The 24,747-nt window shown below is 62.6% G+C and carries 20 protein-coding genes; 9 read left to right on the top strand and 11 right to left on the bottom strand.

Features of this window, described 5'->3' with window-relative positions:
* Nucleotides 1–107: 107 nt before the first annotated feature.
* From C4K27_RS09960 to C4K27_RS09940, 4 genes are all read right to left on the bottom strand, one after another.
* Nucleotides 108–344 (bottom strand): DUF1653 domain-containing protein, encoded by a 237-nt coding sequence (locus tag C4K27_RS09960; protein ID WP_007921312.1) that lies wholly within the window; start codon nt 342–344, stop codon nt 108–110.
* Nucleotides 345–432: 88 nt separating this feature from the next.
* Nucleotides 433–1,608, bottom strand: coding sequence for an acetyl-CoA C-acyltransferase FadA (fadA, locus tag C4K27_RS09955; protein WP_053260302.1), 1,176 nt, complete (start codon nt 1,606–1,608; stop codon nt 433–435).
* A gap of 29 nt (nt 1,609–1,637) precedes the next feature.
* Complete coding sequence (gene fadB, locus C4K27_RS09950; RefSeq protein WP_053260301.1) at nt 1,638–3,785, bottom strand: fatty acid oxidation complex subunit alpha FadB; 2,148 nt, start codon at nt 3,783–3,785, stop codon at nt 1,638–1,640.
* 568 nt (nt 3,786–4,353) lie between these two features.
* Nucleotides 4,354–4,791 carry a hypothetical protein gene (locus tag C4K27_RS09940; RefSeq protein ID WP_053260300.1) on the bottom strand — a complete coding sequence of 146 codons (438 nt, stop codon included), beginning with the start codon at nt 4,789–4,791 and terminating at the stop codon, nt 4,354–4,356.
* Between the two features lie 104 nt (nt 4,792–4,895).
* Between C4K27_RS09940 and C4K27_RS09935 the strand changes: the two genes are divergently transcribed.
* Nucleotides 4,896–5,333 carry a universal stress protein gene (locus C4K27_RS09935; RefSeq protein WP_007921319.1) on the top strand — a complete coding sequence of 146 codons (438 nt, stop codon included), beginning with the start codon at nt 4,896–4,898 and terminating at the stop codon, nt 5,331–5,333.
* 84 nt (nt 5,334–5,417) lie between these two features.
* On the opposite strand, the gene C4K27_RS09930 is transcribed toward C4K27_RS09935, so the two are convergent.
* Nucleotides 5,418–7,337, bottom strand: a complete 1,920-nt coding sequence (locus tag C4K27_RS09930; RefSeq protein WP_016704948.1) for an ATP-binding cassette domain-containing protein — start codon at nt 7,335–7,337, stop codon at nt 5,418–5,420.
* 213 nt (nt 7,338–7,550) lie between these two features.
* Here C4K27_RS09930 and C4K27_RS09925 point away from each other — a divergent pair, with 213 nt between their 5' ends.
* Entirely contained in the window at nt 7,551–9,479 is a 1,929-nt protein-coding gene (locus C4K27_RS09925) for a transglycosylase SLT domain-containing protein (RefSeq protein WP_053260299.1), read from the top strand.
* Nucleotides 9,480–9,540: 61 nt separating this feature from the next.
* Here the strand turns inward: C4K27_RS09925 and C4K27_RS09920 are convergent, their stop codons facing one another.
* A complete protein-coding gene (locus C4K27_RS09920) occupies nt 9,541–11,316 on the bottom strand; it encodes an ABC transporter transmembrane domain-containing protein (protein ID WP_162136160.1) in 1,776 nt (591 codons plus the stop codon).
* A gap of 346 nt (nt 11,317–11,662) precedes the next feature.
* On the opposite strand from C4K27_RS09920, the gene C4K27_RS09915 reads away from it, so the two are divergent.
* Complete coding sequence (locus C4K27_RS09915) at nt 11,663–11,842, top strand: PA1571 family protein (protein WP_007921326.1); 180 nt, start codon at nt 11,663–11,665, stop codon at nt 11,840–11,842.
* Nucleotides 11,843–11,940: 98 nt separating this feature from the next.
* Here C4K27_RS09915 and pdxB read toward each other — a convergent pair whose 3' ends face one another.
* Nucleotides 11,941–13,086, bottom strand: coding sequence for a 4-phosphoerythronate dehydrogenase PdxB (pdxB, locus tag C4K27_RS09910; RefSeq protein WP_053260298.1), 1,146 nt, complete (start codon nt 13,084–13,086; stop codon nt 11,941–11,943).
* 179 nt (nt 13,087–13,265) lie between these two features.
* Between pdxB and C4K27_RS09905 the strand changes: the two genes are divergently transcribed.
* Nucleotides 13,266–14,672: an MATE family efflux transporter gene (locus tag C4K27_RS09905; RefSeq protein WP_053260297.1), complete on the top strand. Its 1,407-nt coding sequence runs from the start codon at nt 13,266–13,268 to the stop codon at nt 14,670–14,672.
* Here the strand turns inward: C4K27_RS09905 and tusA are convergent.
* Nucleotides 14,669–14,920, bottom strand: coding sequence for a sulfurtransferase TusA (gene tusA / locus C4K27_RS09900; protein ID WP_007921329.1), 252 nt, complete (start codon nt 14,918–14,920; stop codon nt 14,669–14,671). The genes C4K27_RS09905 and tusA overlap by 4 nt on opposite strands.
* A gap of 79 nt (nt 14,921–14,999) precedes the next feature.
* Entirely contained in the window at nt 15,000–16,073 is a 1,074-nt protein-coding gene (gene rlmM / locus C4K27_RS09895) for a 23S rRNA (cytidine(2498)-2'-O)-methyltransferase RlmM (RefSeq protein ID WP_053260296.1), read from the bottom strand.
* Between the two features lie 214 nt (nt 16,074–16,287).
* On the opposite strand from rlmM, the gene acnA reads away from it, so the two are divergent.
* The 3 genes from acnA (at nt 16,288) to C4K27_RS09880 (ending at nt 21,719) form a co-directional block, all read left to right on the top strand.
* Nucleotides 16,288–19,029 carry an aconitate hydratase AcnA gene (acnA, locus tag C4K27_RS09890; protein ID WP_053260295.1) on the top strand — a complete coding sequence of 914 codons (2,742 nt, stop codon included), beginning with the start codon at nt 16,288–16,290 and terminating at the stop codon, nt 19,027–19,029.
* 161 nt (nt 19,030–19,190) lie between these two features.
* Entirely contained in the window at nt 19,191–19,982 is a 792-nt protein-coding gene (locus tag C4K27_RS09885) for a CPBP family intramembrane glutamic endopeptidase (RefSeq protein ID WP_053260294.1), read from the top strand.
* Nucleotides 19,983–20,153: 171 nt separating this feature from the next.
* A complete protein-coding gene (locus C4K27_RS09880) occupies nt 20,154–21,719 on the top strand; it encodes a methyl-accepting chemotaxis protein (RefSeq protein WP_007921342.1) in 1,566 nt (521 codons plus the stop codon).
* Here C4K27_RS09880 and C4K27_RS31185 read toward each other — a convergent pair.
* On the bottom strand, nt 21,709–21,879 hold the full coding sequence (locus C4K27_RS31185) for a hypothetical protein (RefSeq protein WP_155500332.1): 171 nt from the start codon (nt 21,877–21,879) through the stop codon (nt 21,709–21,711). The genes C4K27_RS09880 and C4K27_RS31185 overlap by 11 nt on opposite strands.
* Nucleotides 21,880–21,905: 26 nt before the next feature.
* Nucleotides 21,906–22,604 (bottom strand): alpha/beta family hydrolase, encoded by a 699-nt coding sequence (locus tag C4K27_RS09875; RefSeq protein ID WP_053260293.1) that lies wholly within the window; start codon nt 22,602–22,604, stop codon nt 21,906–21,908.
* A gap of 99 nt (nt 22,605–22,703) precedes the next feature.
* On the opposite strand from C4K27_RS09875, the gene ccoN reads away from it, so the two are divergent.
* Both ccoN and ccoO read left to right on the top strand, forming a co-directional pair.
* On the top strand, nt 22,704–24,128 hold the full coding sequence (gene ccoN, locus C4K27_RS09870; protein ID WP_053260292.1) for a cytochrome-c oxidase, cbb3-type subunit I: 1,425 nt from the start codon (nt 22,704–22,706) through the stop codon (nt 24,126–24,128).
* A gap of 10 nt (nt 24,129–24,138) precedes the next feature.
* Nucleotides 24,139–24,747, top strand: coding sequence for a cytochrome-c oxidase, cbb3-type subunit II (gene ccoO, locus C4K27_RS09865; RefSeq protein WP_007921349.1), 609 nt, complete (start codon nt 24,139–24,141; stop codon nt 24,745–24,747).

Raw genomic sequence — 24,747 nt, 5'->3', positions numbered from 1 at the left:
AAAATTCCTGAATTCGAGAAGTGAGAGGCGGTTGGCGCCTGACGCGGCACCGCTATATATAGTGGCAACAAGGTGAGGTCAAGCGCAGGGTTCTGCGCGACCTCAGCTTAAGGCTGCGAAAAAAGACTGGGTTCGGCCTGCACCAAAGCAAAGCGTGGCACCTGCTCGCCGTCAACCTCGACCGACTCCAGGAACATGCTCAAGGGGCGCACCCAAAAGCCGTAATCGCCATACAGGGCTTGATAGAACACTACTTCCTCTTCCGTCTCGGAATGCCGCGCCACGCTGAAAACGCGGTACTGCGGTCCCTTGTAATGCTGATAGAGCCCGGGTTGTAATTGCATGTTCTGGCCCTCGTGCAAAATAAAAAATATAAATCTTCAGAAAAACAAAAACCGGGGCACTGGGCCCCGGCTTCCATCAACGCAACGCTTAAACGCGTTCGAAGACAGTGGCAATGCCCTGGCCAAGGCCAATGCACATGGTGGACACGCCAAAGGTGCCGCCATTCTGCTTCATGACATTGAGCAAGGTGCCGGAGATACGCGCACCGGAACAACCGAATGGGTGACCCAGGGCGATCGCGCCGCCGTGCAGGTTAACCTTCTCGTTCATCTTGTCGAGCACTTTCAAATCTTTCAGCACCGGCAGAGCCTGCGCCGCGAAAGCTTCGTTGAGCTCGAAGAAGTCGATATCGGTGATTCCCAGGCCCGCGCGCTTCAGTGCTTTCTGCGTGGCCGGTACTGGACCATAGCCCATGATCGCCGGATCCACACCCGCCACCGCCATCGAGCGGATCACCGCCAGCGGCTGGATACCCAAGTCCTGGGCACGCTGCGCCGACATCACGATCATGCACGAAGCACCGTCGGTGATCTGCGACGAAGTACCGGCCGTCACGGTGCCGCCCTTTGGATTGAAGGCCGGCTTGAGGGCCGCCAGGCTTTCCAGGGTGGTCTCGGGACGAATGGTCTCGTCGTAGTCGAACAGTTTCAGGAAACCGTTCTCGTCGTAACCCTGCATCGGGATGATTTCGTCCTTGAACTTGCCTTCCACCGTCGCCTTGTGGGCGAGTTGGTGGGAGCGCAGGCCGAAGGCATCCTGTTGCTCACGGGTAATGCCGTGCATCTTGCCGAGCATCTCGGCTGTCAGGCCCATCATGCCCGAGGCTTTCGCCGCGTACAGGGACATGTGCGGGTTCGGGTCGACGCCGTGCATCATGCTCACGTGGCCCATATGCTCGACGCCGCCAACCACGAATACGTCACCGTTGCCGGTCATGATCGCCTGGGCGGCGGTGTGCAGCGCGCTCATCGACGAGCCACACAGACGGCTGACGGTCTGGCCAGCCGAGGTGTGCGGGATCTGGGTCATCAGCGACGCCATGCGCGCGATGTTCCAGCCCTGCTCCAGGGTCTGGTTCACACAGCCCCAGATCACGTCTTCGACTTCCGCCGGATCGACCTTGGCGTTGCGTTCCAGCAATTTGCTGATCAGGTGCGCCGACATGTCTTCGGCGCGGGTATTGCGGTGCATGCCGCCCTTGGAGCGGCCCATCGGAGTACGACCGAAGTCGACAATCACGACGTCTCTAGGATTCAAGCTCATATATTCACTCTCGCTCTAGTAGGGGGCGCTTAACCGAAGAAGCTCTGGCCGTTCTTGGCCATCTCACGCAGCTTCGCGGTCGGGTGGTACAGCGCGCCCAGATCGGCGTACTGGTCGGCCAGGGCAACGAACTGGGCAACACCGATCGAGTCGATGTAGCGCAGCGCACCGCCACGGAATGGAGGGAAACCAATACCGTACACCAGGCCCATGTCGGCTTCGGCCGCGGTTTCGACGATACAGTCTTCCAGGCAACGAACGGTTTCCAGGCACAGCGGGATCATCATCCAGTTGACGATATCCTCGTCAGTGACTTCACGCTGCTCGTACACGATAGGCTTGAGCACTTCCAGCACCGACGGGTCGGCCACTTTCTTCTGCTTGCCTTTCTTGTCCGCCTCGTAGGCGTAGAAACCCTTGCCGTTCTTCTGGCCCAGGCGCTTGGCTTCGTAGAGCACATCGATAGCCGAACGGCGATCGTCTTTCATGCGATCCGGGAAACCTTCGGCCATCACGTCACGACCGTGGTGGCCAGTGTCGATACCGACCACGTCCATCAGGTAGGCCGGGCCCATCGGCCAGCCGAATTTTTCCATGACCTTGTCGATGCGCACGAAGTCCACGCCGGCGCTGACCAGCTTGGCGAAACCGCCGAAGTACGGGAACAGCACGCGGTTGACCAGGAAGCCCGGGCAGTCGTTGACCACGATCGGGTTCTTGCCCATTTTCTTGGCGTAGGCAACGGTGGTTGCCACGGCCAGCTCGCTGGACTTCTCGCCACGGATGACTTCGACCAGCGGCATCATGTGCACCGGGTTGAAGAAGTGCATGCCGACGAAGTTTTCCGGACGCTTGAGGGCCTTGGCCAGCAGGCTGATGGAAATGGTCGAGGTGTTCGAAGCGAGGATGGTGTCCTCCTTGACCTGGTCTTCGACTTCGGCCAGAACCGCTTGCTTGACCTTAGGGTTCTCGACGACCGCTTCGACCACCAGGTCGACGTGGCCGAAGTCACCGTAGGACAGCGTTGGACGAATGCCGTTGAGCACTTCGGCCATCTTCGCCGCGGTCATGCGACCTTTATCGACACGGCCGACCAGCAGCTTGGCGGCTTCCGCCAGGCCTTGCTCGATACCGTGCTCGTTGATGTCTTTCATCAGGATCGGCGTGCCCTTGGACGCCGACTGGTAGGCGATACCGCCACCCATGATGCCGGCGCCGAGTACGGCGGCCTGCTTCACGTCCTGGGCGATTTCGTCGTAGGCCTTGGCCTTTTTCTTCAGTTCCTGGTCATTCAGGAACAGGCCGATCAGGCTCTGCGCAGCAGAGGTCTTGGCCAGTTTGACGAAGCCTGTTGCCTCGACTTCCAGCGCCTTGTCACGACCGAAGTTGGCGGCTTTCTGGATGGTCTTGATGGCTTCGACCGGCGCCGGGTAGTTCGGGCCAGCCTGGCCGGCGACAAAACCCTTGGCGGTTTCGAAGGACATCATCTGTTCGATGGCGTTGAGCTTGAGCTTTTCCAGCTTCGGCTGACGCTTGGCCTTGTAGTCGAACTCGCCGGAGATGGCGCGCTTGACGGTGGCCAGGGCCGCTTCATGCAGTTTTTCCGGAGCGACGACAGCGTCGACCGCACCGACTTTCAGTGCGTCTTCAGCACGGTTTTCCTTGCCGGCGGCAATCCATTCGATGGCGTTGTCGGCACCGATGATGCGTGGCAGGCGAACGGTACCGCCGAAGCCCGGGTAGATGCCCAGCTTGACTTCCGGCAGGCCGATCTTGGCGCTGGAGGACATGACGCGATAGTCAGCTGCCAGGCACATTTCCAGACCGCCGCCCAGCGCGATGCCATTGATCGCGGCAACGGTCGGAACGTTGAGGTCTTCGAAATCGCTGAAAATCTTGTTGGCTTCGAGGTTGCCTGCGACAAGCTCTGCATCCGGCAGCTTGAAGTTGTCGACAAATTCGGTGATGTCGGCGCCGACGATGAAGACGTCCTTGCCACTGCTGACGATCACACCCTTGACCGACGCATCTGCCTTGATGGCGTCCACGGCCGAACGCAATTCGTTCAGGGTAAGACGGTTGAACTTGTTGACGGACTCACCCTTGAGGTCGAAATTCAATTCGACGATGCCACTTTCAAGAGCCTTAACCGTGATGGCTTTACCTTCGTAAATCATCAACTGATCTCCACGATATGGAAGCTGAACAGTACACGTCGGACGCTAACTTCTGACTCGGCAGCGACGTTTCCATCGATGCTACGCCAATCCGCCAGGCACACCCGCCAACGCGATAGTCGGGATTCTGGAAGAGCCGTCTGGTAATACAAACGCTCAATTCATACGCCCGTTTGATTTGGGTACGCCACATTCAGGCAAAATCCGACAATTGTCAATCGCCCAAAAGGTTGTTTGAAACGCGACTTCTTAGTCATTCCAGACGGGCACGCACCATCAACAAGCCTGCTCATCTCAGGACATTCATAGAATCAATCTTTAGAAAAGTCGCCCTAATACGTCGCCCCCATAACCGATTCGCGGCTACGCTGGCACAATCCTGGAGCAAAAATATGGATGCCTGGCCGAAAACCAGGCGTAAGATCAGCGACAACCCTCATCCCCCGCCGCTCAGAACCAGGGGATCAGAAAGGATTTACCGGCCTGCCTGGCCAACCCAGCCCGACCTTGTCGGGCTTTTTATTGCCTGCCTTTCAATAACCCGTGCCATTGCGGCGCAGGCCATGCTTCACGCCAGCGCCTTGAGCACTGCGGCAATGTCTTGCAAAACACTGGCTTCGCCACGTTCGCCCCAATACAAGACGATCATCTGCCGGTCGGCCTCGACCTTGAACACGTTGGCCGGCAGCGTGCGAAAGTGCTCGAGCAAGGCCGGGTCCGCACAGGCTTCCCGCCATTGGTTGACCCACACGCCCGGCGCACTTTGCCAGTAGGCCCAGCAGGCCAGTTGTGTGCCGCGCCGCGGCCGATGGTATTGCGCACAGGGGCTTGGAGGCTGCGGATCCATCCAGTGCGGCCACTCCTGAGGCGCCAGTTGCATGCCCAGGCCCATGCGGCGCGCCTCCATGCGCAGGGCGATCTGCCCGCTCTGGCGGCGCGACGGGCGCAGCCATGCCAGCGGGCTCAACACCACCGCGAGGATTGACACCACTATCCAGACCGTCATATCTGTACTCCCGATTCTTGATGAGCCGATTGATCCAGGTCGGAACCAATCCGCTTGAAACCAGCCATACTTGAAGCTATTGCAATCCTCAGGAGGAGCACCTCATGCCCTACCACCATATTCTGGTCGCCGTAGATCTAACCGAAGAGTGCGATCCTGTTATCCACCGGGCTCGCGAGCTGTCGGTCAGCAACAGCGCCAAATTGTCCCTGGTGCATATCGTCGAGCCGATGGCCATGGCGTTCGGCGGCGACGTACCGATGGACCTGTCCCAATTGCAACAGCAGCAGTTCGACCAGGCCAAGGAACGTCTCGATCGCCTCATCACCAAATACCCTGAGCTGTCCAAGGAATACAGCCACCTGACCTATGGCCAGCCACGCCAGGAAATCCATCATCTGGCCAAGGAACAGGAATGCGACCTGATCGTGGTCGGCAGCCATGGCCGGCACGGCCTGGCGCTGCTGCTGGGCTCGACCGCCAACGACGTGCTGCACGGCGCCCCTTGCGACGTGCTGGCCGTGCACCTGGTCAAACGCTGAGCCCGCTGGCGGAATTCTCCGCCCGCACTGGCCCTGCAAAAAGCCCGACATGAATGTCGGGCTTTTTTATTGCCTCCAGGTCACTCAGGCATCCAGCTCGGCCCAACGCTCGACCATCACATCCAGTTCAGCATTGAGCTGTTCCAACTGGGCGATGACCGCCGTAGTCTCGGCCGCAGGACGCTGATAGAAGCCAGCGTCGGCCATTTCCGCTTCCACGCTGGCGATCTGCTGCTCCATGGCTTCGATCTGGCCAGGCAACGCCTCGAGCTCGCGCTGCAACTTGTAGCTGAGCTTCTTCTTGGCCGCAGGCGCTTCCTGTGCCGCGGCAGGTGCCGCCGCCACAGGCGCAACCACCGCCGAGTTCAGCTCGGCCTTGCCCGACTTGTTCTCGGTCACGCCCAGCAGGCGTGGCGAACCGCCTTGACGCAACCAATCCTGATAACCGCCGACGTATTCGCGAACCTTGCCTTCACCTTCGAACACCAGGGTGCTGGTGACCACGTTATCGAGGAATGCCCGGTCGTGGCTGACCATCAGCACGGTGCCCTGGAAGGTCAGCAGCACTTCTTCCAGCAGCTCGAGGGTTTCCACGTCCAGGTCGTTGGTCGGTTCGTCGAGCACCAGCAGGTTGGCCGGTTTGCTGAACAGCTTGGCCAGCAACAAGCGAGCACGCTCGCCACCGGACAGCGCCTTGACCGGCGTGCGGGCACGCTGCGGGCTGAACAGGAAATCCCCCAGGTAGCTGAGCACGTGGCGGCTCTGGCCATCGATATCGATAAAGTCGCGACCTTCGGCGACGTTGTCGATCACGGTCTTTTCCAGGTCCAGCTGGTGACGCAGTTGGTCGAAGTAGGCCACGTCGATACGTGTACCCTCCTCCACCTTGCCGCTGCTCGGCACCAGGCCGCCCAGCATCAGTTTGAGCAGCGTGGTCTTGCCGGTACCGTTGGCGCCGAGCAGGCCGATACGGTCGCCGCGCTGCAGGACCATGGAGAAATTCTTGACCAGGAATGGACCGCCCGGATGAGCGAAGCTCACGTCTTCAAGCACCATGACCTGCTTGCCGGACTTGTCGGCGGTTTCCAGCTGGATATTGGCCTTGCCGGTACGCTCGCGACGCTCGCTGCGCTCGACACGCAGGGCCTTGAGGGCACGCACACGGCCTTCGTTACGGGTACGGCGGGCCTTGATGCCCTGGCGAATCCAGACTTCTTCCTGGGCCAGGCGCTTGTCGAACAGCGCGTTGGCCGTCTCTTCAGCCGCCAGCACGGCCTCCTTGTGTACCAGGAAGCTGGCGTAGTCGCCGTTCCAGTCGATCAGCCCACCACGGTCCAGCTCGAGAATCCGGGTCGCCAGGTTCTGCAGGAAGGAACGGTCGTGGGTAATAAAGAGGACGGCGCCCTGGAAGTCCTTCAGGGCTTCTTCCAGCCAGGCGATGGCGCCGATATCCAGGTGGTTGGTCGGTTCGTCGAGCAGCAGCAGGTCCGGTTCGGATACCAGGGCCTGGGCCAGCAGGACGCGACGACGCCAGCCACCGGACAACTCGGCGAGGGTCTTGTCGGCCGGCAGCTGCAGGCGGCTCAGGGTGCTGTCCACCAGGGTCTGCAAGCGCCAGCCGTCACGGGCTTCGAGGTCATGCTGGACGTGCATGAGCTTTTCCAGATCGGCATCGGTGACGATGTTCTGGCTCAGGTGGTGATACTGCGCCAGCAATTCGCCAACGCCATCGAGGCCCTGGGCGACGACGTCGAACACCGTCCGCTCGTCGGCCACTGGCAATTCCTGCGGCAATTCGCCGATTTTCAGACCGGGCGCGCGCCATACGGAACCGTCGTCGGGCTTCTGATCGCCCTTGACCAGCTTCAGCATGCTGGATTTGCCAGTGCCGTTGCGGCCGATGATGCACACCCGCTCACCACGGGCGATCTGCCAGGACACCTTGTCCAACAACGGCATAGCGCCGAACGCAAGGGACACATCGCTGAATTTGAGCAGGGTCATGAGCTTCTCCAAAAACCGGGCGCGCATTCTACCTGAGTTGAGGCCTCAGAAGGCCGGCATTTTCACTCCTGAAGCACCCTGAACAACATTTGCAGCGAACTGGCGACAAGAGGCCGGCAAAGCTTTCACCCGCTGCTGGCAAAAGGCTAAGCTAGGGAATAATCAGTGTTGGCATTGTCGGCACTTGTCATGATTTCTCTGCCCGGATGTCTCATGCGCAGTCGCCTTTTCAGCCTTTTATCCTGCCTGCTTCTTTCTGCCTCTGCCGTGCACACCGCTCAGGCCGCAGACCTCTCACTCCAGCGTCAATATTACGATGAAGCCAAGCGCGCCCTGGCCAAGGGTGACTCCGGTCCGTATTTCCGCTACAGCCAGGTCCTGGCCGACTACCCGCTCGAGCCCTATCTGGCCTATGACGAACTGACCGCCCGGCTGAAGACCGCCAGCAACGCCGAGATCGAAAAGTTTCTCCGTGAACACGGCGACCTGCCCCAGGCCAACTGGATGAAACTGCGCTGGTTGCGCTGGCTGGCCGAACGCGGCGACTGGGCCACCTTCGTCAAGTATTACGACCCCAAGCTCAACTTCACCGAGCTGGACTGCCTGAATGCGCAATACCAGTTGGGCCACAACCTCAAGGCCGAAGGTTACGCCGCCACCGACAAGCTCTGGCTCAGCGGCAAATCCCTGCCGGCCACCTGCGATGCGCTGTTCGCCCAGTGGGCCGCCGAAGGCCAGTTGACCGAACAGAAGCGCTGGCAGCGCGCCAAGCTGGCCGCCGAGGCCCGCAACTATCCGCTGGCCAATAGCCTGGTCAACAGCATGACCACCCTCGCCCCTCAGGGCCGGCTGCTAGTAGACGTTGCCCAGAAGCCCGAACTGCTCAGCCAGCCGTCGCGCTTCACTCCGGCCAGCGAAGCCATGTCCGACGTGGTCGGCCTGGGTCTGCGCCGCCTGGCCCGCCAGGATCCGGACAGGGCCATGGCCCTGCTCGACGGTTATGCCAGCAGCATGCACTTCTCCCGTGACGAAAAAGTGGCGATCGCCCGGGAAATCGGCCTGACCCTGGCGCGGCGCTTCGACAGCCGCGGCCTTGAAGTGATGACCAAATACGATCCCGAGCTGCGCGACAACACGGTTTCCGAATGGCGCCTGCGCCTGCTGTTGCGTCTGGCTCGCTGGGAAGACGCCTACCAGCTGACCCGCAAGCTGCCCCAGGACCTGGCGACTACCAACCGCTGGCGCTACTGGCAAGCGCGCAGCCTGGAACTGGCCGAACCGCAGAACCCCCAGGCCCAGACCCTCTACAAAGGCTTGGCCAACGAGCGCGATTTCTATGGTTTCCTCGCGGCCGACCGTACCCAGCTGCCTTATCAGCTGAACAACAAACCGCTGGTGCTCAGCCAGCAAGTGATCAACAAGGTGCGCAATACGCCCGGCGTGCGGCGCGCCCTGGAGTTTCATGCCCGTGGCCAGATCGTCGATGGCCGGCGTGAGTGGTACCACGTCAGCCGTCATTTCAACCGTGACGAAATGGTCGCCCAGGCCAAGCTGGCCTATGACCTGAAATGGTACTTCCCAGCCATTCGCACCATCAGCCAGGCGAAGTACTGGGACGACCTGGACATCCGCTTCCCGATGGCCCATCGCGACACCCTGGTGCGCGAAGCCAAGGTCCGTGGCCTGCACTCGAGCTGGGTCTTCGCGATCACCCGCCAGGAAAGCGCGTTCATGGACGACGCTCGTTCGGGCGTCGGTGCGGCCGGCCTGATGCAACTGATGCCCGGCACCGCGAAGGAAACCGCGCGCAAGTTCAGCATCCCGCTGGCCTCGCCGCAGCAAGTACTGAACCCGGACAAAAACATCCAGCTCGGCGCCGCCTACCTGAGCCAGGTGCACAGCCAGTTCAATGGCAACCGAGTGCTCGCCTCCGCCGCCTACAACGCCGGCCCCGGACGCGTGCGCCAATGGCTCCGTGGCGCCGACCACCTGAGCTTCGACGTCTGGGTGGAAAGTATTCCGTTCGACGAAACCCGCCAGTACGTGCAGAACGTGCTGTCCTATTCGGTGATCTACGGCCAGAAGCTCAATTCGCCACAGCCACTGGTGGATTGGCATGAGCGGTATTTCGACGATCAGTAAGCGATAACGCCTCATAAAAAATGCCCGCAGCGATGCGGGCATTTTCGTTTCCAGCGCAAGTTCAGGACACAGACTGGCCATCGCTGAACTGCAAGGCCGCCAGGCGCGCATACAGTGGATTGCTGGCGATCAGCTCCTGATGGGTGCCCACCGCCACCAACCGGCCCTGATCCATCACCGCGATGCGGTCGGCGTTTTTCACCGTGGCCAGGCGATGGGCGATCACCAGGGTGGTGCGATTCTTCATCAGGCTCGGCAAGGCTTGCTGGATCAAATGCTCGCTCTGGGCATCCAGGGCGCTGGTGGCTTCATCCAGCAACAGGATCGGCGCATCCACCAGCAGCGCCCGGGCAATCGCCAGGCGCTGGCGCTGGCCGCCGGACAGTCCCAGCCCCGCATCGCCGAGATGGGTCCGGTAACCCTCGGGCATGTTCTCGATGAAGTCATGGGCGTAGGCGATCCTTGCCGCCTCCCTGACCTGTTCCGGGGTGGCCGAGGGTTTGCCATAACGAATGTTCTCCTCGATGCTGCCGAAGAACAGCGCCGGGCTTTGCGACACCAAGGCAAAACAGCGACGCACATCCTGCGGGTCGAGCTGGGTCAGGGGTACGCCATCGAGCAGGATGCGCCCCTGCTCCGGGTCGTAGAAGCGCAGCAGCAGATCGTAGAGGGTCGACTTGCCCGCCCCCGACGGCCCGACCAGCGCCAGGGTTTCTCCCTCGTGGATAGTCAGGCTCAAGCCATCGACGGCGTAACTGTCCGGACGCGACGGATAAGAGAAGCGCAAGTTCTCCAGCACCAGTTCGCCCCGCACCCGCTCGGGCAAGCTGGCCGGGCCGTCGCTCGGCGGCTGGATCAGGTTTTCCGAACGCAGCAACTCGGCAATCCGCTCCGCTGCGCCGGCGGCCCGTTGCAGCTCGCCGATCACCTCGCTCAGGGTGCCGAAGGCACTGCCGACGATCAGGCTGTAGAAGACAAAGGCCGCCAGCTCGCCACTGGAAATACGCCCGGCGATCACATCCATGCCGCCGACCCAGAGCATCACCCCGACCGCCCCCAGCACCAGCACGATCACCAGGGTGATCAGCCAGGCGCGCTGGACAATACGCCGGCGCGCGGTGTTGAACGCCTCTTCCACCGTCTGGGCAAAGCGTTGCTCATCCTGGGGCTGGTGGTTATAGGCCTGGACGGTCTTGATCTGGCCCAGGGTTTCCGCCACGTAGCTGCCGACATCGGCGATACGGTCCTGGCTCAAGCGCGACAGGCTGCGCACCCGGCGGCCGAAAATCAGGATCGGCGCCAGCACCAGGGGCAAGGCGATCACTACGATGCTGGTAAGCTTGGGATTGGTGACAAACAGCAGCACGATGCCGCCGATGACCATCAGCGCATTACGCAAAAACAGCGAGAGCGACGAGCCGATCACCGATTGCAGCAAGGTGGTATCGGCGGTCAGCCGCGACTGGATCTCCGAGCTGCGATTGTTCTCATAGAAGCCCGGGTGCAGGTAGATCAGATGATTGAACACTTGCCGACGGATATCCGCCACGCAACGCTCGCCAATCCACGACACGAGGTAGAAACGCACGAACGTCCCCACCGCCAGCCCCAGCACCAATAACAGAAACAGACCGATGGACTGGTTGAGCAAATCCGGCGACCCGGTCATGAAGCCCCGGTCCACCAACAGGCGGATGCCCTGCCCCATGGACAGGGTGATGCCAGCGGTCACCACCAGCGCCAGCAACGCCCCCAGGGCCTGCCAGCGATAAGGCGCGATGAAACGACTGGCCAGGCGAATCGCCCGGCGTTGACGCGAAGAAAGCATGAAGTTCATCCGGGAGCACACCTGGGAACGGCCCCGCCCCATTCACCGCCGCGTGATCCAGCAAGGCGATGAGGTTGAGCCCTGTTTGTCGGAACCGATTTTCCTGGAAACTGTTTCTTGGAACCTGCATTTCCTGGAACTTGGGTAAATCAAAATGAGTCAGGTTAATTATGTCCGCCAACACTAGAGCCTAGATGCTATTGGTCTAAGGTCCGAGTGGAAGTCCACAGACATTTCTGTTGGACTGAGGACTCCCCGGATAGAAAACGCCGTAGTGGGACCTTGCAGGGACTTGTCACAGCTTGGTCACCTGGCGGTTTTAAAGTAAGCGCACAACCTGATGAGGAGACAGGCCATGTCCTTGCAAAACAGCAGCAATGACAAGATTGAAGTGATTCGTACCCACCCCGACCAGTCTCTGGGATGCGCCATCATCGACGCTCAGGGTCGCGAAGTACCGATCACCGAAGACATGATCCAGAACGCCTGCCGCGAACTGGAAAAGCGACTGGTCAAGCCTGCGCAGCAAGATTGACACATAGCCTCACGTCCTCTTGACCCGGCCCTGAAGCCGGGTTTTTTATGCCCGCCGGAACCCTTGTCGCCCCGTCACAAACGACCGGGCCCGAACCATCAACGAACCGACACCGCGCCCAAGGCCGAGACGATCTGCTGCAAGCCTGGCGCTTCGCCCTGGATGCGCACGGCCAACCCATCGATTTCACGGCGCGGCGGATAACCCTTGCGCAACGCATCGAAGGCCGCGCGCTGCTCGGCCATGCTGCCCACCAGGCTACGGCGGAAATCCGCATCGTCGCGCCGCGGGTCGTAGACCGCTCGGCAGATCATCGCCAGGGACCAGGCCGGGTCGCTATGGGCATCGAGGCTCACCTCCGACAACCATGGCCGGGGCAGCAGGTCGCGCAAATGAATCGCTTGCGGCTGCCCAAGGTAATCGCACAGCGCCTGATAGATCTGCGCCGTCCCACGCTGCCGGCCATCGAGGCTGTAACCGGCGATGTGCGGCGTGGCCAGTACGCACAGGTCGGCCAGGGCCACGTCGACCTGGGGCTCGCCCTCCCAGACATCCAGCACCGCCTGCAGGTCTTCACGCTCGAGCAGCACTTCACGCAGGGCAGTGTTATCCACCACCGCGCCACGGCTGGCGTTGATCAGCCAGGCACCGGGGCGCAGTTGCCGCAGGCGCTGCTTGTCCAGCAGGTGCCAGGTCGGCAGCTCGCCGGCCTTGGTCAAGGGGGTGTGCAGGCTGATGACATCGCACTGGGCGAGGATCTGTTCCAGGCTGACGTAGTCGCCACCTTCCGCCACCTGCCGTGGCGGGTCGCAGACCAGGACCTTCCAGCCCAGGCCGCGCAGCACCTCGATCAGCCGTCCACCGACCTCGCCCGCGCCCACCACGCCGTAAGTGCGTTGCGTCAGGTCGGCGCCTTCGATTTCCGCCAGGGTCAGCAGGCTGCCCAGCACATAGTCGACCACCCCGCGCGCATTACAGCCTGGCGCGCTGGACCAGCGAATGCCCGCCTCCCGGAAATACTCGAGGTCCAAATGGTCGGTGCCAATGGTGCAGGTACCGACAAACCGCACCTGGCTACCTTCGAGCAAGGCGCGGCTGACCTGGGTCACCGAACGCACCAGCAGCACATCGGCGCCCTCGATGGCGGCGCGGTCGATGGCCCGCCCCGGGAAACGGCGGATCTCGCCGAAGCCGGCAAAAAAGGCATCGAGCAGGGGAATATTTTCGTCGGCAACAATCAGCATGGCAGGCTCCTTTCGCGGAGCCGCAGTTTAGGCGTAGAAGGCCATTTTCGGCCAGCGAGCAATCCACTCCGTCAACCGCCGCCAGCACTTACAAATCGACAACAGAGGTTTTTTCCTGACTCATCCGTCAATGCGTAGAATACGCCGCCCTGCGCATCAACCCTGTGGACGCTTCGCCTGTGAATTCCGTGACCAATACTCCCGCCACTTTCCTCAACCGCCCGGCCCGGGTGCGCCTTGAACTGCGCAGCCTGCTGGCCCTGGCCTTGCCGATCATGATCGCGCAGCTGGCGACCACGGCCATGGGCTTCGTCGATGCGGTGATGGCCGGACGGGTCAGCCCACGGGACCTGGCGGCCGTGGCGCTGGGCAACTCGATCTGGATCCCGGTGTTCCTGTTGATGACTGGCACCCTGCTGGCCACCACGCCCAAGGTGGCCCAGCGGGTCGGCGCCGGCACCTATGGCGAGATCGGCCCGATCGTGCGCCAGGCGCTGTGGCTGGCTCTGGCGGTCGGCCTGAGCGCCAGCCTGATTCTGGTCAATGCCGAGCCGGTGCTGCACCTGATGAAGGTCGACCCGACACTGATCAGCCCCTGCATGGAATACCTGCACGGCATCGCCAGCGGCCTGCCGGCGGTGGCGCTGTATTACGTGCTGCGTTGCTGCAGCGATGCCCTGGGCCGCACCCGGCCAAGCATGGTCATCGGCCTGTTCGGCCTGGCCCTGAACATCCCCATCAACTACGTGTTCATTTATGGCCACCTCGGCGTGCCGGCCATGGGCGGCGTCGGTTGCGGCTGGGCCACGGCCATCGTGATGTGGGCGATGATGCTGGCCATGGCGGGCTGGACCCGCTGGGCCCCGGCCTACCAGAGCAGCCAGCTGTTCAAGCGTTTCGACTGGCCGCAATGGGCGGTGATCAAGCGTTTGCTGAGCGTCGGCCTGCCGATCGGCATCGCGGTGTTTGCCGAATCGAGCATCTTCGCGGTGATCGCCCTGCTGATCGGCAGCCTCGGCGCCACAGTCGTGGCCGGGCACCAGATCGCCCTCAACATCAGCTCCCTGCTGTTCATGATTCCGTATTCCCTGGGCATGGCGGTCACGGTGCGGGTCGGCCAGGCCCTGGGCGCAGGCAACCCGCATCAGGCACGCTTCGCCGCCGGCGTCGGCCTGGGTGCGGCGCTGGCCTTCGCCCTGTTCTCCGCGAGCCTGATCCTGCTGCTGCGTGAGTCCATCGCCTCGATCTACACCCCGGACACCGCGGTGATCCAGGTGGCGGCGATGCTGATCGTGTATGCCGCGCTCTACCAGTTCTCCGACGCGATCCAGGTGATCTGCGCCGGCGCGCTGCGTGGCTACCAGGACACCCGGGTGACCATGGTCCTGACGCTGCTCGCCTATTGGGGCATCGGTTTGCCGGTGGGGTATGTGCTGGGGCTGACCGACTGGTTCGGCCCTGCCAGCGGCCCGAGCGGGCTGTGGGAAGGCTTGATCGCCGGCCTGAGTTGCGCGGCGCTGATGCTGTCGATCCGCCTGGCGCGCAGCGCGCGCAAGCGGATCCGCATCAGCCGGGCGGTGGCTTAACCGGACTTCTTGCGAATCCAGTACAGATAGGTGCCGGCCTCTTCCTGCTGGGCGACCAGCTCATGGTCGAGGAACACGCAGAACTTGGGGATGTCGCGGCGGGTCGAGGGATCAGTGGCGATCACCTTGAGCAGGCCGCCGGGCTGCAGGTCACGAATATGCTGGTGCAGCATCATGACCGGCTCCGGGCAATTGAGCCCGGTGGCATCCAGCGTGCCGTCGACCGGCGTATCGATGATTTGACTCATAACTCACTCCTGAAACTGGCCGGCATTGTCGCGCAATGCCGGCATCGACGCTATCTGTGACATTGCGCCGCAACCACGATCAACGGGCCTTGGGCTTCTTTTCATCCAGCCGGCGCAGGTGGCAGGTCACTTCTTCGCGGTCGTGGTACAGCTGCTTGCAGCCAATGGCCACGCGAATGCCGCGGGCCTTGAAGCCGTCCTCGATCCGCTCGAGCAAACGCTTCACTTCCGCGTAACGCTGCTTCATCGGCAGCTTCAGGTTGACCACCGCTTCGCGGCAGTGCCCCTCGCCGATCCAGGTTTCCAGCAAGGCGGCGTTGCGCGCCGGCTTTTCGACGATGTCGCAGACCATCCAGTCCACCGGCTGCTTGGGCTTGAAGGTGAAACCATCGGCCATCAGGTGCTGCACCAGGCCAGTGTCCATAAGGCTTTCGGCCATTGGCCCGTTATCGACAGCAGTGACCAGCATGCCGCGGTTGACCAGTTGCCAGGTCCAGCCACCCGGGGCCGCGCCCAGGTCGACGCCAGTCATGTCGCCGTGCAGACGCTCGTCCCACTGATCGCGAGGAATGAAATGGTGCCAGGCCTCCTCCAACTTCAGGGTCGAGCGGCTAGGCGCCTCACGGGGGAACTTCAGGCGCGGAATGCCCATCGGCCACATGGCCGAATTGCCTGCGGCCGCCAGGCCGACAAATACCTCGCGGCCGCTTTTGAAGGTCAACAGCAAGCGCGGCTTGCCGGCATCGTCCACCAGCTTGCCGGCCGCCGTCAGGGCCTTGCGCAGCGGTGCTTCGAATTTCTTGCAGAAGTTCGACAGCTCCTTGCCGTCATTGGTATCCAGCACTTCCAGCCACAGGCTGCCGCAGGTCGGGAAGCTCGCCAGGTGGGCCAGGATCACGCTGATGCGGTCGGTTTCCGGCAGATCGACGAAGACGCCCCGCGCCCATTGCCGCGGGAAGATCAGCTCGGCGAAACGCAGCTCGCGCATCAGGCGCTCGGCGCCGTCTTCTTCGCTGCACACAAACTCGGCACAGGCGGTGCTCGGCTTGGCCTTGGCGTACCCGGCCACGTTCAGGCGCGCGGCATGGTCGGCGATCTCGGAACAGACTTCGCCTTCGAAGCCCGGCCGGCAGTGCATAAAGAGGGTGTTCATCGAATCTCCTGGGCAATGGGCAATGAATCATGCGCAAACCTGCCCGAAGTGCGCGCAAAGCCTGTCACGAAAACCGGCGCATGATAGCCGAGTTCGGAACCTTGGACTTGTCCATAGAGTCCAGTTATTAGCCAGCTACTGAAAACAGGGCTAGGTTAAGAGCTCTGCCCGTCCCGTCAGGTCCGTAGCCGTGCGGACCAAAAGGAGTGATTCAATGCCGTCCCTCGATAGCCTGAAAACCCTTAAAACATTAAAAATCGACGACAAGACCTACCACTACTTCAGCCTGCCGGAAGCCGCCAAGCGCCTTGGCGATCTCGACAAACTGCCGATGTCGTTGAAAGTCCTGCTGGAAAACCTGCTGCGCTGGGAAGACGAAAAGACCGTCACCGGCGCCGACCTCAAGGCCCTCGCCGCCTGGCTCAAGGAGCGCCGCTCGGATCGCGAGATCCAGTACCGCCCGGCGCGGGTGCTGATGCAAGACTTCACCGGCGTGCCGGCGGTGGTCGACCTGGCGGCCATGCGCGCGGCCATGGCCAAGGCCGGCGGCGACCCGCAACGCATCAACCCGCTGTCACCGGTGGACCTGGTAATCGACCACTCGGTGATGGTCGACAAGTTCGGCAGCAACACCGCCTTCGAACAGAACGTCGACATTGAAATGCAGCGCAACGGCGAGCGTTATGCCTTCCTGCGCTGGGGCCAGAGCGCCTTCGACAACTTCAGCGTGGTGCCACCGGGCACCGGGATCTGTCACCAGGTCAACCTGGAATACCTGGGCCGCACGGTCTGGACCAAGGACGAAGACGGCCGCACCTATGCCTTCCCCGACACCCTGGTCGGCACCGACTCCCACACCACCATGATCAACGGCCTCGGCGTACTCGGCTGGGGCGTCGGCGGCATCGAGGCCGAGGCGGCGATGCTCGGCCAGCCGGTGTCGATGCTGATCCCGGAAGTCATAGGTTTCAAACTGACCGGCAAGCTCAAGGAAGGCATCACCGCCACCGACCTGGTGCTGACCGTCACCCAGATGCTGCGCAAGAAAGGCGTGGTCGGCAAATTCGTCGAGTTCTATGGCGACGGCCTGGCCGACTTGCCGCTGGCCGACCGCGCCACCATCGCCAACATGGCCCCGGAATACGGCGCCACCTGCGGCTTCTTCCCAGTGGATGACGTCACCCTGGAATACCTGCGCCTGTCCGGCCGCCCGGACGCTGTGGTGAAACTGGTGGAGGCCTACAGCAAGATCCAGGGCCTGTGGCGCCTGCCAGGCAAGGAGCCGGTATTCACCGACAGCCTGGCGCTGGACATGGGCACGGTGGAAGCCAGCCTGGCCGGGCCGAAGCGGCCGCAGGACCGGGTCTCCCTGCCCAACGTCGGCCAGGCCTTCACCGACTTTCTCGATCTGCAGTTCAAGCCCACCAGCAAGGAAGAAGGCCGCCTGGAAAGCGAAGGCGGTGGCGGCGTGGCCGTGGGCAGTGCCGACCTGATAGGCGAAGTCGATTACGCCCACAATGGTCAGACCTACCGCCTGAAAAACGGTGCGGTGGTGATCGCCGCCATTACCTCCTGTACCAACACCTCCAACCCCAGCGTGATGATGGCCGCCGGCCTGGTGGCGAAAAAGGCTGTGGAAAAGGGTCTCAAGCGCAAGCCCTGGGTGAAGAGTTCGCTGGCCCCGGGTTCGAAAGTGGTCACCGACTACTACAAGGCCGCCGGGTTGACCCAATACCTCGACGCCCTGGGCTTCGACCTGGTGGGTTATGGCTGCACCACCTGCATCGGCAACTCCGGCCCCTTGCCGGAACCGATCGAGAAAGCCATCCAGAAAGCCGACCTGACCGTCGCCTCGGTGCTGTCCGGCAACCGCAACTTCGAAGGCCGGGTGCACCCGCTGGTGAAAACCAACTGGCTGGCCTCGCCGCCGCTGGTGGTGGCCTATGCCCTGGCCGGCAGCGTGCGCATCGATATCAGCAGCGAGCCGCTGGGCGAAGGCAAGGACGGCAAGCCGGTCTACCTGCGCGACATCTGGCCGAGCAGCCAGGAAATCGCCGAGGCCGTCACCCAGGTCAACACCCGGATGTTCCACAAGGAATACGCCGAGGTGTTCGCCGGCGACGCCCAGTGGCAAGCCATCGAAGTACCGCAAGCCGCGACCTACGTGTGGCAGGCGGATTCCACCTATATCCAGCATCCACCCTTCTTCGACGACATCGCCGGCCCGCTGCCGGTGATCAAGGATATCGAGGGCGCGCGGGTCCTGGCGCTGCTGGGCGACTCGGTGACCACCGACCACATTTCCCCGGCCGGCAACATCAAGGCCGACAGCCCGGCCGGCCGCTACCTGCGCGAGCAGGGCGTGGAACCGCGGGACTTCAACTCCTACGGCTCGCGTCGCGGTAACCACCAGGTGATGATGCGCGGCACCTTCGCCAACATCCGCATCCGCAACGAAATGCTCGGCGGCGAAGAAGGCGGCAACACGATCTACATCCCCACCGGCGAGAAACTGGCGATCTATGACGCGGCCATGCTGTACCAGCAATCGGCTACACCGCTGGTGGTGATTGCCGGCCAGGAATACGGCACCGGCTCCAGCCGCGACTGGGCCGCCAAGGGCACCAACCTGCTGGGGGTCAAGGCGGTGATCGCCGAGAGCTTCGAGCGCATCCACCGCTCCAACCTGGTGGGCATGGGCGTGCTGCCGCTGCAGTTCAAGCTCGATCAGAACCGCAAGAGCCTGAACCTCACTGGCAAGGAAACCCTGGATATCCAGGGCCTGACCGGTATCGAGCTGACACCGCGGATGAACCTGACCCTGGTGATCACCCACGAGGATGGCAGCCAGGAAAAGGTCGAGGTGCTGTGCCGCATCGACACCCTGAACGAAGTGGAATACTTCAAGTCCGGCGGGATCCTGCACTACGTCCTGCGGCAACTGATCGCCGCGTAACGCCATGCTGCAACACCAACACCGCCTACGGGCGGTGTTTTTGTTTCACTTATTCATCGCCCGCGCCTCGTTATACTGGCCGCCCGCTCGTTCTATCCAGTAACCGCCGACGCAGGTTGCGCGAGCGGCTGATTCCATTCTTTTCGCAACAAGGATTCCACATGACTGTTCTGCCATGGATGTACCTGGCACTTCTCTCCATTGGTTACGCCCTGGCCCTGAGCTACGGCCAACTGGGCCTGCTGGCGGCGGTTTCCGTCGCCTTGCTGCTGTGCGCGGGCTTTGCCGTGCGCCAGCAGAAAAGCCCTTACGCGCGCTACCTGGGACACGGCCTGTTCGTGGTACTGGCCCTGGCGCTGGCCATGCACTGGCTCCCCGGTTTCTACAATGGCCGGGCGATCGGCCCGCAACGCTTCACCGCCGATGCCGTGCCGTTTTCCATGTACCTGAACCAGGACAAGCCGCTGATCGGCTTCTGGCTGTTGCTGGTCTGCCCCTGGATCATCGGGCGCCGCTCGCTGCGCCTGTCCCTCTATACCACTGCCCTGGCCTTGACCCTGACCGCCCTGGCGGCCCTGGGCGGAGCGGTGTTGCTGGGCATCATCAGTTGGGCGCCGAAATGGCCGGACCAGGCCTGGCTGTGGGTGCTGAACAACCTGCTGCTGGTCACCCTGGTGGAAGAAGCGCTGTTCCGTGGCTACATCCAGGGCGGCCTGAGCCGTCGCCTCAAGCACCTGCCCTATGGTGAAAACCTGGCACTGATGTGCGCGGCCCTGCTGTTCGGCCTGGTGCATGTGGGCGCCGGCTGGCAATGGTGGCTGCTGGCGAGCATCGCCGGGGTCGGCTACGGCCTGGCCTACCGCTTTGGCGGCCTGGGCGCCGCGGTGGCCACCCATTTCGGCTTGAACCTGCTGCACTTCGGGCTGTTCACCTACCCGATGCTCGCGGGGTGACCCTGGCCAGGCCGGGGCTCCCTGGACGGGCCTCGGCTTCGCCGCGCCCCCTCGCCCCTGCTTGCAAAATAAGGCCCCTGTCAATGAGGCACTTCTCAAATTACTGAAAAAAACCTCAATAATTGGCGAAGGCCGCCGACAACCTATCAAAGCCTTGCGGATAGAAAAACCATGCGTAACAACCAGCCCGTCACCCAGCGCGAACGTACCTTTCCGACTCAGCAACGGTTGATCTCCACCACCGATGCCAAAGGCGTGATCACCTACTGCAACGATGCCTTCGTTGAAATCAGCGGGTTTTCTCGTGAGGAACTGGTCCGCGCACCGCACAATCTGGTCCGTCACCCCGACGTCCCGGCCGCGGTGTTCGCGCACATGTGGGCCACCCTGAAACAAGGCTTGCCATGGATGGGCATTGTCAAGAATCGCTGCAAGACCGGTGACCATTACTGGGTCAACGCCTACGTGACACCGGTCTTCGAAGGCCAGCAAGTGGTCGGCTACGAGTCGGTGCGGGTCAAGCCCACCGCCGAGCAGATCCGCCGCGCCGAAGCGCTTTACCAACGCATCAACCAGGGCAAGTCGGCCATTCCGAAACGCGACAAATGGCTGCCGATACTTCAGGACTGGCTGCCATTCATCCTGATCAGCCAGCTGAGCTTCCTGATTGGCGCCTGGCTCAACTCTTCCTGGGGCTTTGCCCTCGCCGCCGGCCTTTGCGTGCCGCTCGGCCTGCTCGGGCTGAGCTGGCAACAGCGCGGCCTCAAGCGTTTGCTGCGCCTGGCCGAGCAGACCACCTCCGACCCGCTGATCGCCCAGATGTACACCGACAGCCGTGGCGCCCAGGCGCGCCTGGAGATGTCGATCCTCAGCCAGGAAGCCCGCCTGAAAACCTGCCTTACCCGCCTGCAGGATACCGCCGAGCACCTCAACGAGCAGGCGCGGCAGTCCGACACCCTGGCGCACAACAGCTCCAGCGGCCTGGAACGCCAGCGCGTGGAAACCGAACAGGTGGCCACCGCGGTCAACCAGATGGCCGCCACCACCCAGGAAGTGGCCAGCCACGTGCAGCGCACCGCCGATGCCACCCAGGAAGCCAACCGCCTCACCGGACGCGGTCGCGACATCGCCGGGGAAACCCGCGAAGCGATCCAGCGCCTGTCGGTGGTGGTGGGCGAAACCGGCCTGACCGTGACCCAACTGGCCAAGGACAGCGACGAAATCGGTGGCGTGGTCGATGTGATCAAGGGCATCGCCGACCAGACCAACCTGCTGGCGCTGAACGCGGCCATCGAAGCGGCTCGCGCCGGGGAAATGGGCCGCGGCTTCGCGGTGGTGGCCGATGAGGTTCGCCAACTGGCGCAACGCACCAGCGAATCCACCGGGCAGATCCACACCCTGATCGCCAAGCTCCAGCAAACCGCCAGCACGGCGGTGCAGACCATGGACGCCGGACACCGTCAGGCCGAGGAAGGCGTGGCCCGGGTGCTGGAAGCCGACCAGGCGCTGGTGGGCATCAGCGAAGCGGTGGCCAACATCACCGACATGACCACCCAGATCGCCGCCGCCACCGAAGAGCAAAGCGCCGTGGCCGAGGAGATCAGCCGCAACATCAGCACCATCGCCCAACTGGCCGACCAGACCTCGGAGCAGGCGCAGCATTCGGCACAACTCAGCGAAGAGCTGACCCGCACCGCCAACACGCAGTACTCGTTGGTCGAACGCTTCAACCGCTAAACCGAAGCCAGACAAAAAACCCGGAAGGTTCGCCTTCCGGGTTTTTTATTGCCTGTTTTCCAGCACCACGCGCGTCTTCTGTATCTGTAGGAGCGAAGCTTGCTTGCGATGGAGCTTGGCAGCCGCCACCGTTGTCGCCTTGAAAAACAATCGCGAGCAAGCTTCGCTCCTACAGTCAAAAAGCGTTCAGCCATTCAACTGGCGCAAGACCTCGGCGACCTTCCGCGCCGCCGCTTCCAGGTGCTGCTCATGGGTGAAGCCTGAGGCCTTGAGCGGTTTCAGGTCATGGTCGGCCGCCGCCAGCCAGAACAGCTCGATAGCCGGCGCCAGCGCATAGGCTTCGACCGCCGCCCGGTTGCCGAGGGCGTCGCGCTCGCCCTGGACGATCAGGGTCGTGGTGCGCAATTCGGCCAGGTGGGCGACCCGCGGTTTCTCCGGCTTGCCGGCGGCATAAAACGGATACCCCAGGCACACCAGCGCATCGGCGCCCAGCTCGTCGGCGAGCAAACTGGCCATGCGCCCGCCCATGGACTTGCCGCCGATGGCCAACTGCCCAGCGACATGAGGTCGCACCTGGGCATAGACCTCGCGCCAGCACTCCAGCAGCTTCGGCGCCGGATTAGGCGGCCGTTTGCCACCATCGAGGCGACGCTGGGCCATATAGGGAAACTCGAAGCGCAGGACGTTGACCCCATGCGCCGCAAGGCGTGTGGCCATATCGTTCATGAAAGCGCTGTCCATCGGCGCGCCAGCGCCATGGGCCAGGATCAGGGTCAGCGGTTCGCCGGCCGGCGACGGCTGCGCGACATCCCAGAGCCAGCCCCGTTCCCGCACGCACTGCGCCCATTGATCCCCGTCAATAACAGCCCCTTGCCGTTTGCCCATGCTTACCTCGCTTTTAGTCTGCCTATAACTCCAGAAGAAGTGAGCGCGCCTTGCCGTGCGCAGTCGCTTTCACTTCAGCTGAACCGTGGATGGGGAACCATGAACACTTCTATCAGTACCGCCTACAACTACAAGGTGGTCCGCCAATTCGCCATTATGACGGTGGTGTGGGGCATCGTCGGCATGGGGCTCGGGGTTTTTCTCGCTGCCCAGTTGGTCTGGCCCGAACTCAACTTCAACCTGCCCTGGACCAGTTTCGGTCGCCTGCGCCCGTTGCACACCAACGCGGTGATCTTCGCCTTTGGCGGCTGCGCCTTGTTCGCCAGCTCCTTCTACTCGGTGCAACGCACCTGCCAGACCCAGCTGTTCGCGCCGAGAATCGCCGCGTTCTGCTTCTGGGGCTGGCAGCTGGTAATCCTCCTGGCGGCCATCAGCCTGCCGCTGGGCTACACCAGCTCCAAGGAATACGCCGAGCTGGAATGGCCGATCGACATCCTCATCACCATCGTCTGGGTGGCGTACGCCATCGTGTTCTTCGGCACGGTGATGAAGCGCAACACCAAGCACATCTACGTCGGCAACTGGTTCTTCGGCGGTTTCATCATCACCGTGGCCATCCTGCACATCGTCAACAACCTGGAACTGCCCGTCAGCCTGACCAAGTCCTACTCGGTGTATGCCGGTGCGACCGACGCCATGGTGCAATGGTGGTACGGCCACAACGCGGTGGGCTTCTTCCTGACCGCGGGTTTCCTGGGGATGATGTACTACTTCGTACCCAAGCAGGCCGAGCGTCCGGTGTATTCCTATCGCCTGTCCATCGTGCACTTCTGGGCGCTGATCACCCTGTACATCTGGGCCGGCCCGCACCACCTGCATTACACCGCGCTGCCGGACTGGGCGCAGTCCCTGGGCATGGTGATGTCGCTGATCCTCCTGGCACCGAGCTGGGGCGGCATGATCAACGGCATGATGACTCTGTCGGGTGCCTGGCATAAGTTGCGCAGCGACCCGATCCTGCGGTTCCTGGTGGTGTCCCTGGCGTTCTACGGCATGTCGACCTTCGAAGGTCCGATGATGGCGATCAAGACCGTCAACGCCCTCTCCCACTACACCGACTGGACCATCGGCCACGTCCACGCCGGCGCCCTGGGCTGGGTGGCGATGATTTCCATCGGCGCGCTGTATCACATGATCCCGAAAGTCTTCGGTCGCCAGCAGATGCACAGCATCGGCCTGATCAACGCGCACTTCTGGCTCGCCACCATCGGCACCGTGCTCTACATCGCCTCGATGTGGGTCAACGGCATCGCCCAGGGCCTGATGTGGCGCGCCGTCAATGAAGACGGGACGCTGACCTACTCCTTCGTCGAAACCCTGGTGGCCAGCCACCCAGGCTTCATCGTGCGGCTGGTCGGTGGCGCGATCTTCCTCTTCGGCATGTTGCTGATGGCCTACAACACCTGGCGCACCGTGCGCGCGGCCCAGCCTGCCGAAATCACCGCCGCTGCGCAGATGGCCTGAGGAGTCCGCCATGAAACACGAAGTCATCGAGAAAAACGTCGGCCTGCTGATGCTGCTGATGGTATTTGCCGTGAGCATCGGCGGTCTGACCCAGATCGTCCCGCTGTTCTTCCAGGACGTCACCAACAAGCCGGTGGAAGGCATGAAGCCCTACACCGCCCTGCAGCTGGAAGGCCGCGATATCTACATCCGCGAAGGCTGCGTCGGTTGCCACTCGCAGATGATCCGCCCGTTCCGCGCCGAGACCGAACGCTACGGCCACTACTCGGTCGCCGGTGAAAGCGTCTGGGACCACCCGTTCCTGTGGGGTTCCAAGCGTACCGGTCCGGACCTGGCCCGGGTCGGCGCCCGCTACTCCGACGACTGGCACCGCGCGCACCTGTACAACCCGCGCAACGTGGTGCCCGAGTCGAAGATGCCGGCCTACCCATGGCTGGTCACCCAACAGGTCGACAGCAGCCACACCGAGACCAAGCTGCGCGCCATGCGCACCCTCGGCGTGCCGTACAACGACGACGATATCGCCGGTGCCGTCGCCTCCCTCAAGGGCAAGACCGAGATGGATGCCCTGGTCGCCTACCTGCAAGTGCTTGGCACTGCGATCAAGAGCAAGAGGTGA

Source organism: Pseudomonas chlororaphis subsp. chlororaphis, from assembly GCF_003945765.1.
Classification (GTDB): Bacteria; Pseudomonadota; Gammaproteobacteria; order Pseudomonadales; family Pseudomonadaceae; genus Aquipseudomonas; species Aquipseudomonas chlororaphis.
The sequence above is the reverse complement of the archived record's forward strand: the minus strand, read 5'-3'. Positions and strand labels throughout refer to the sequence as shown.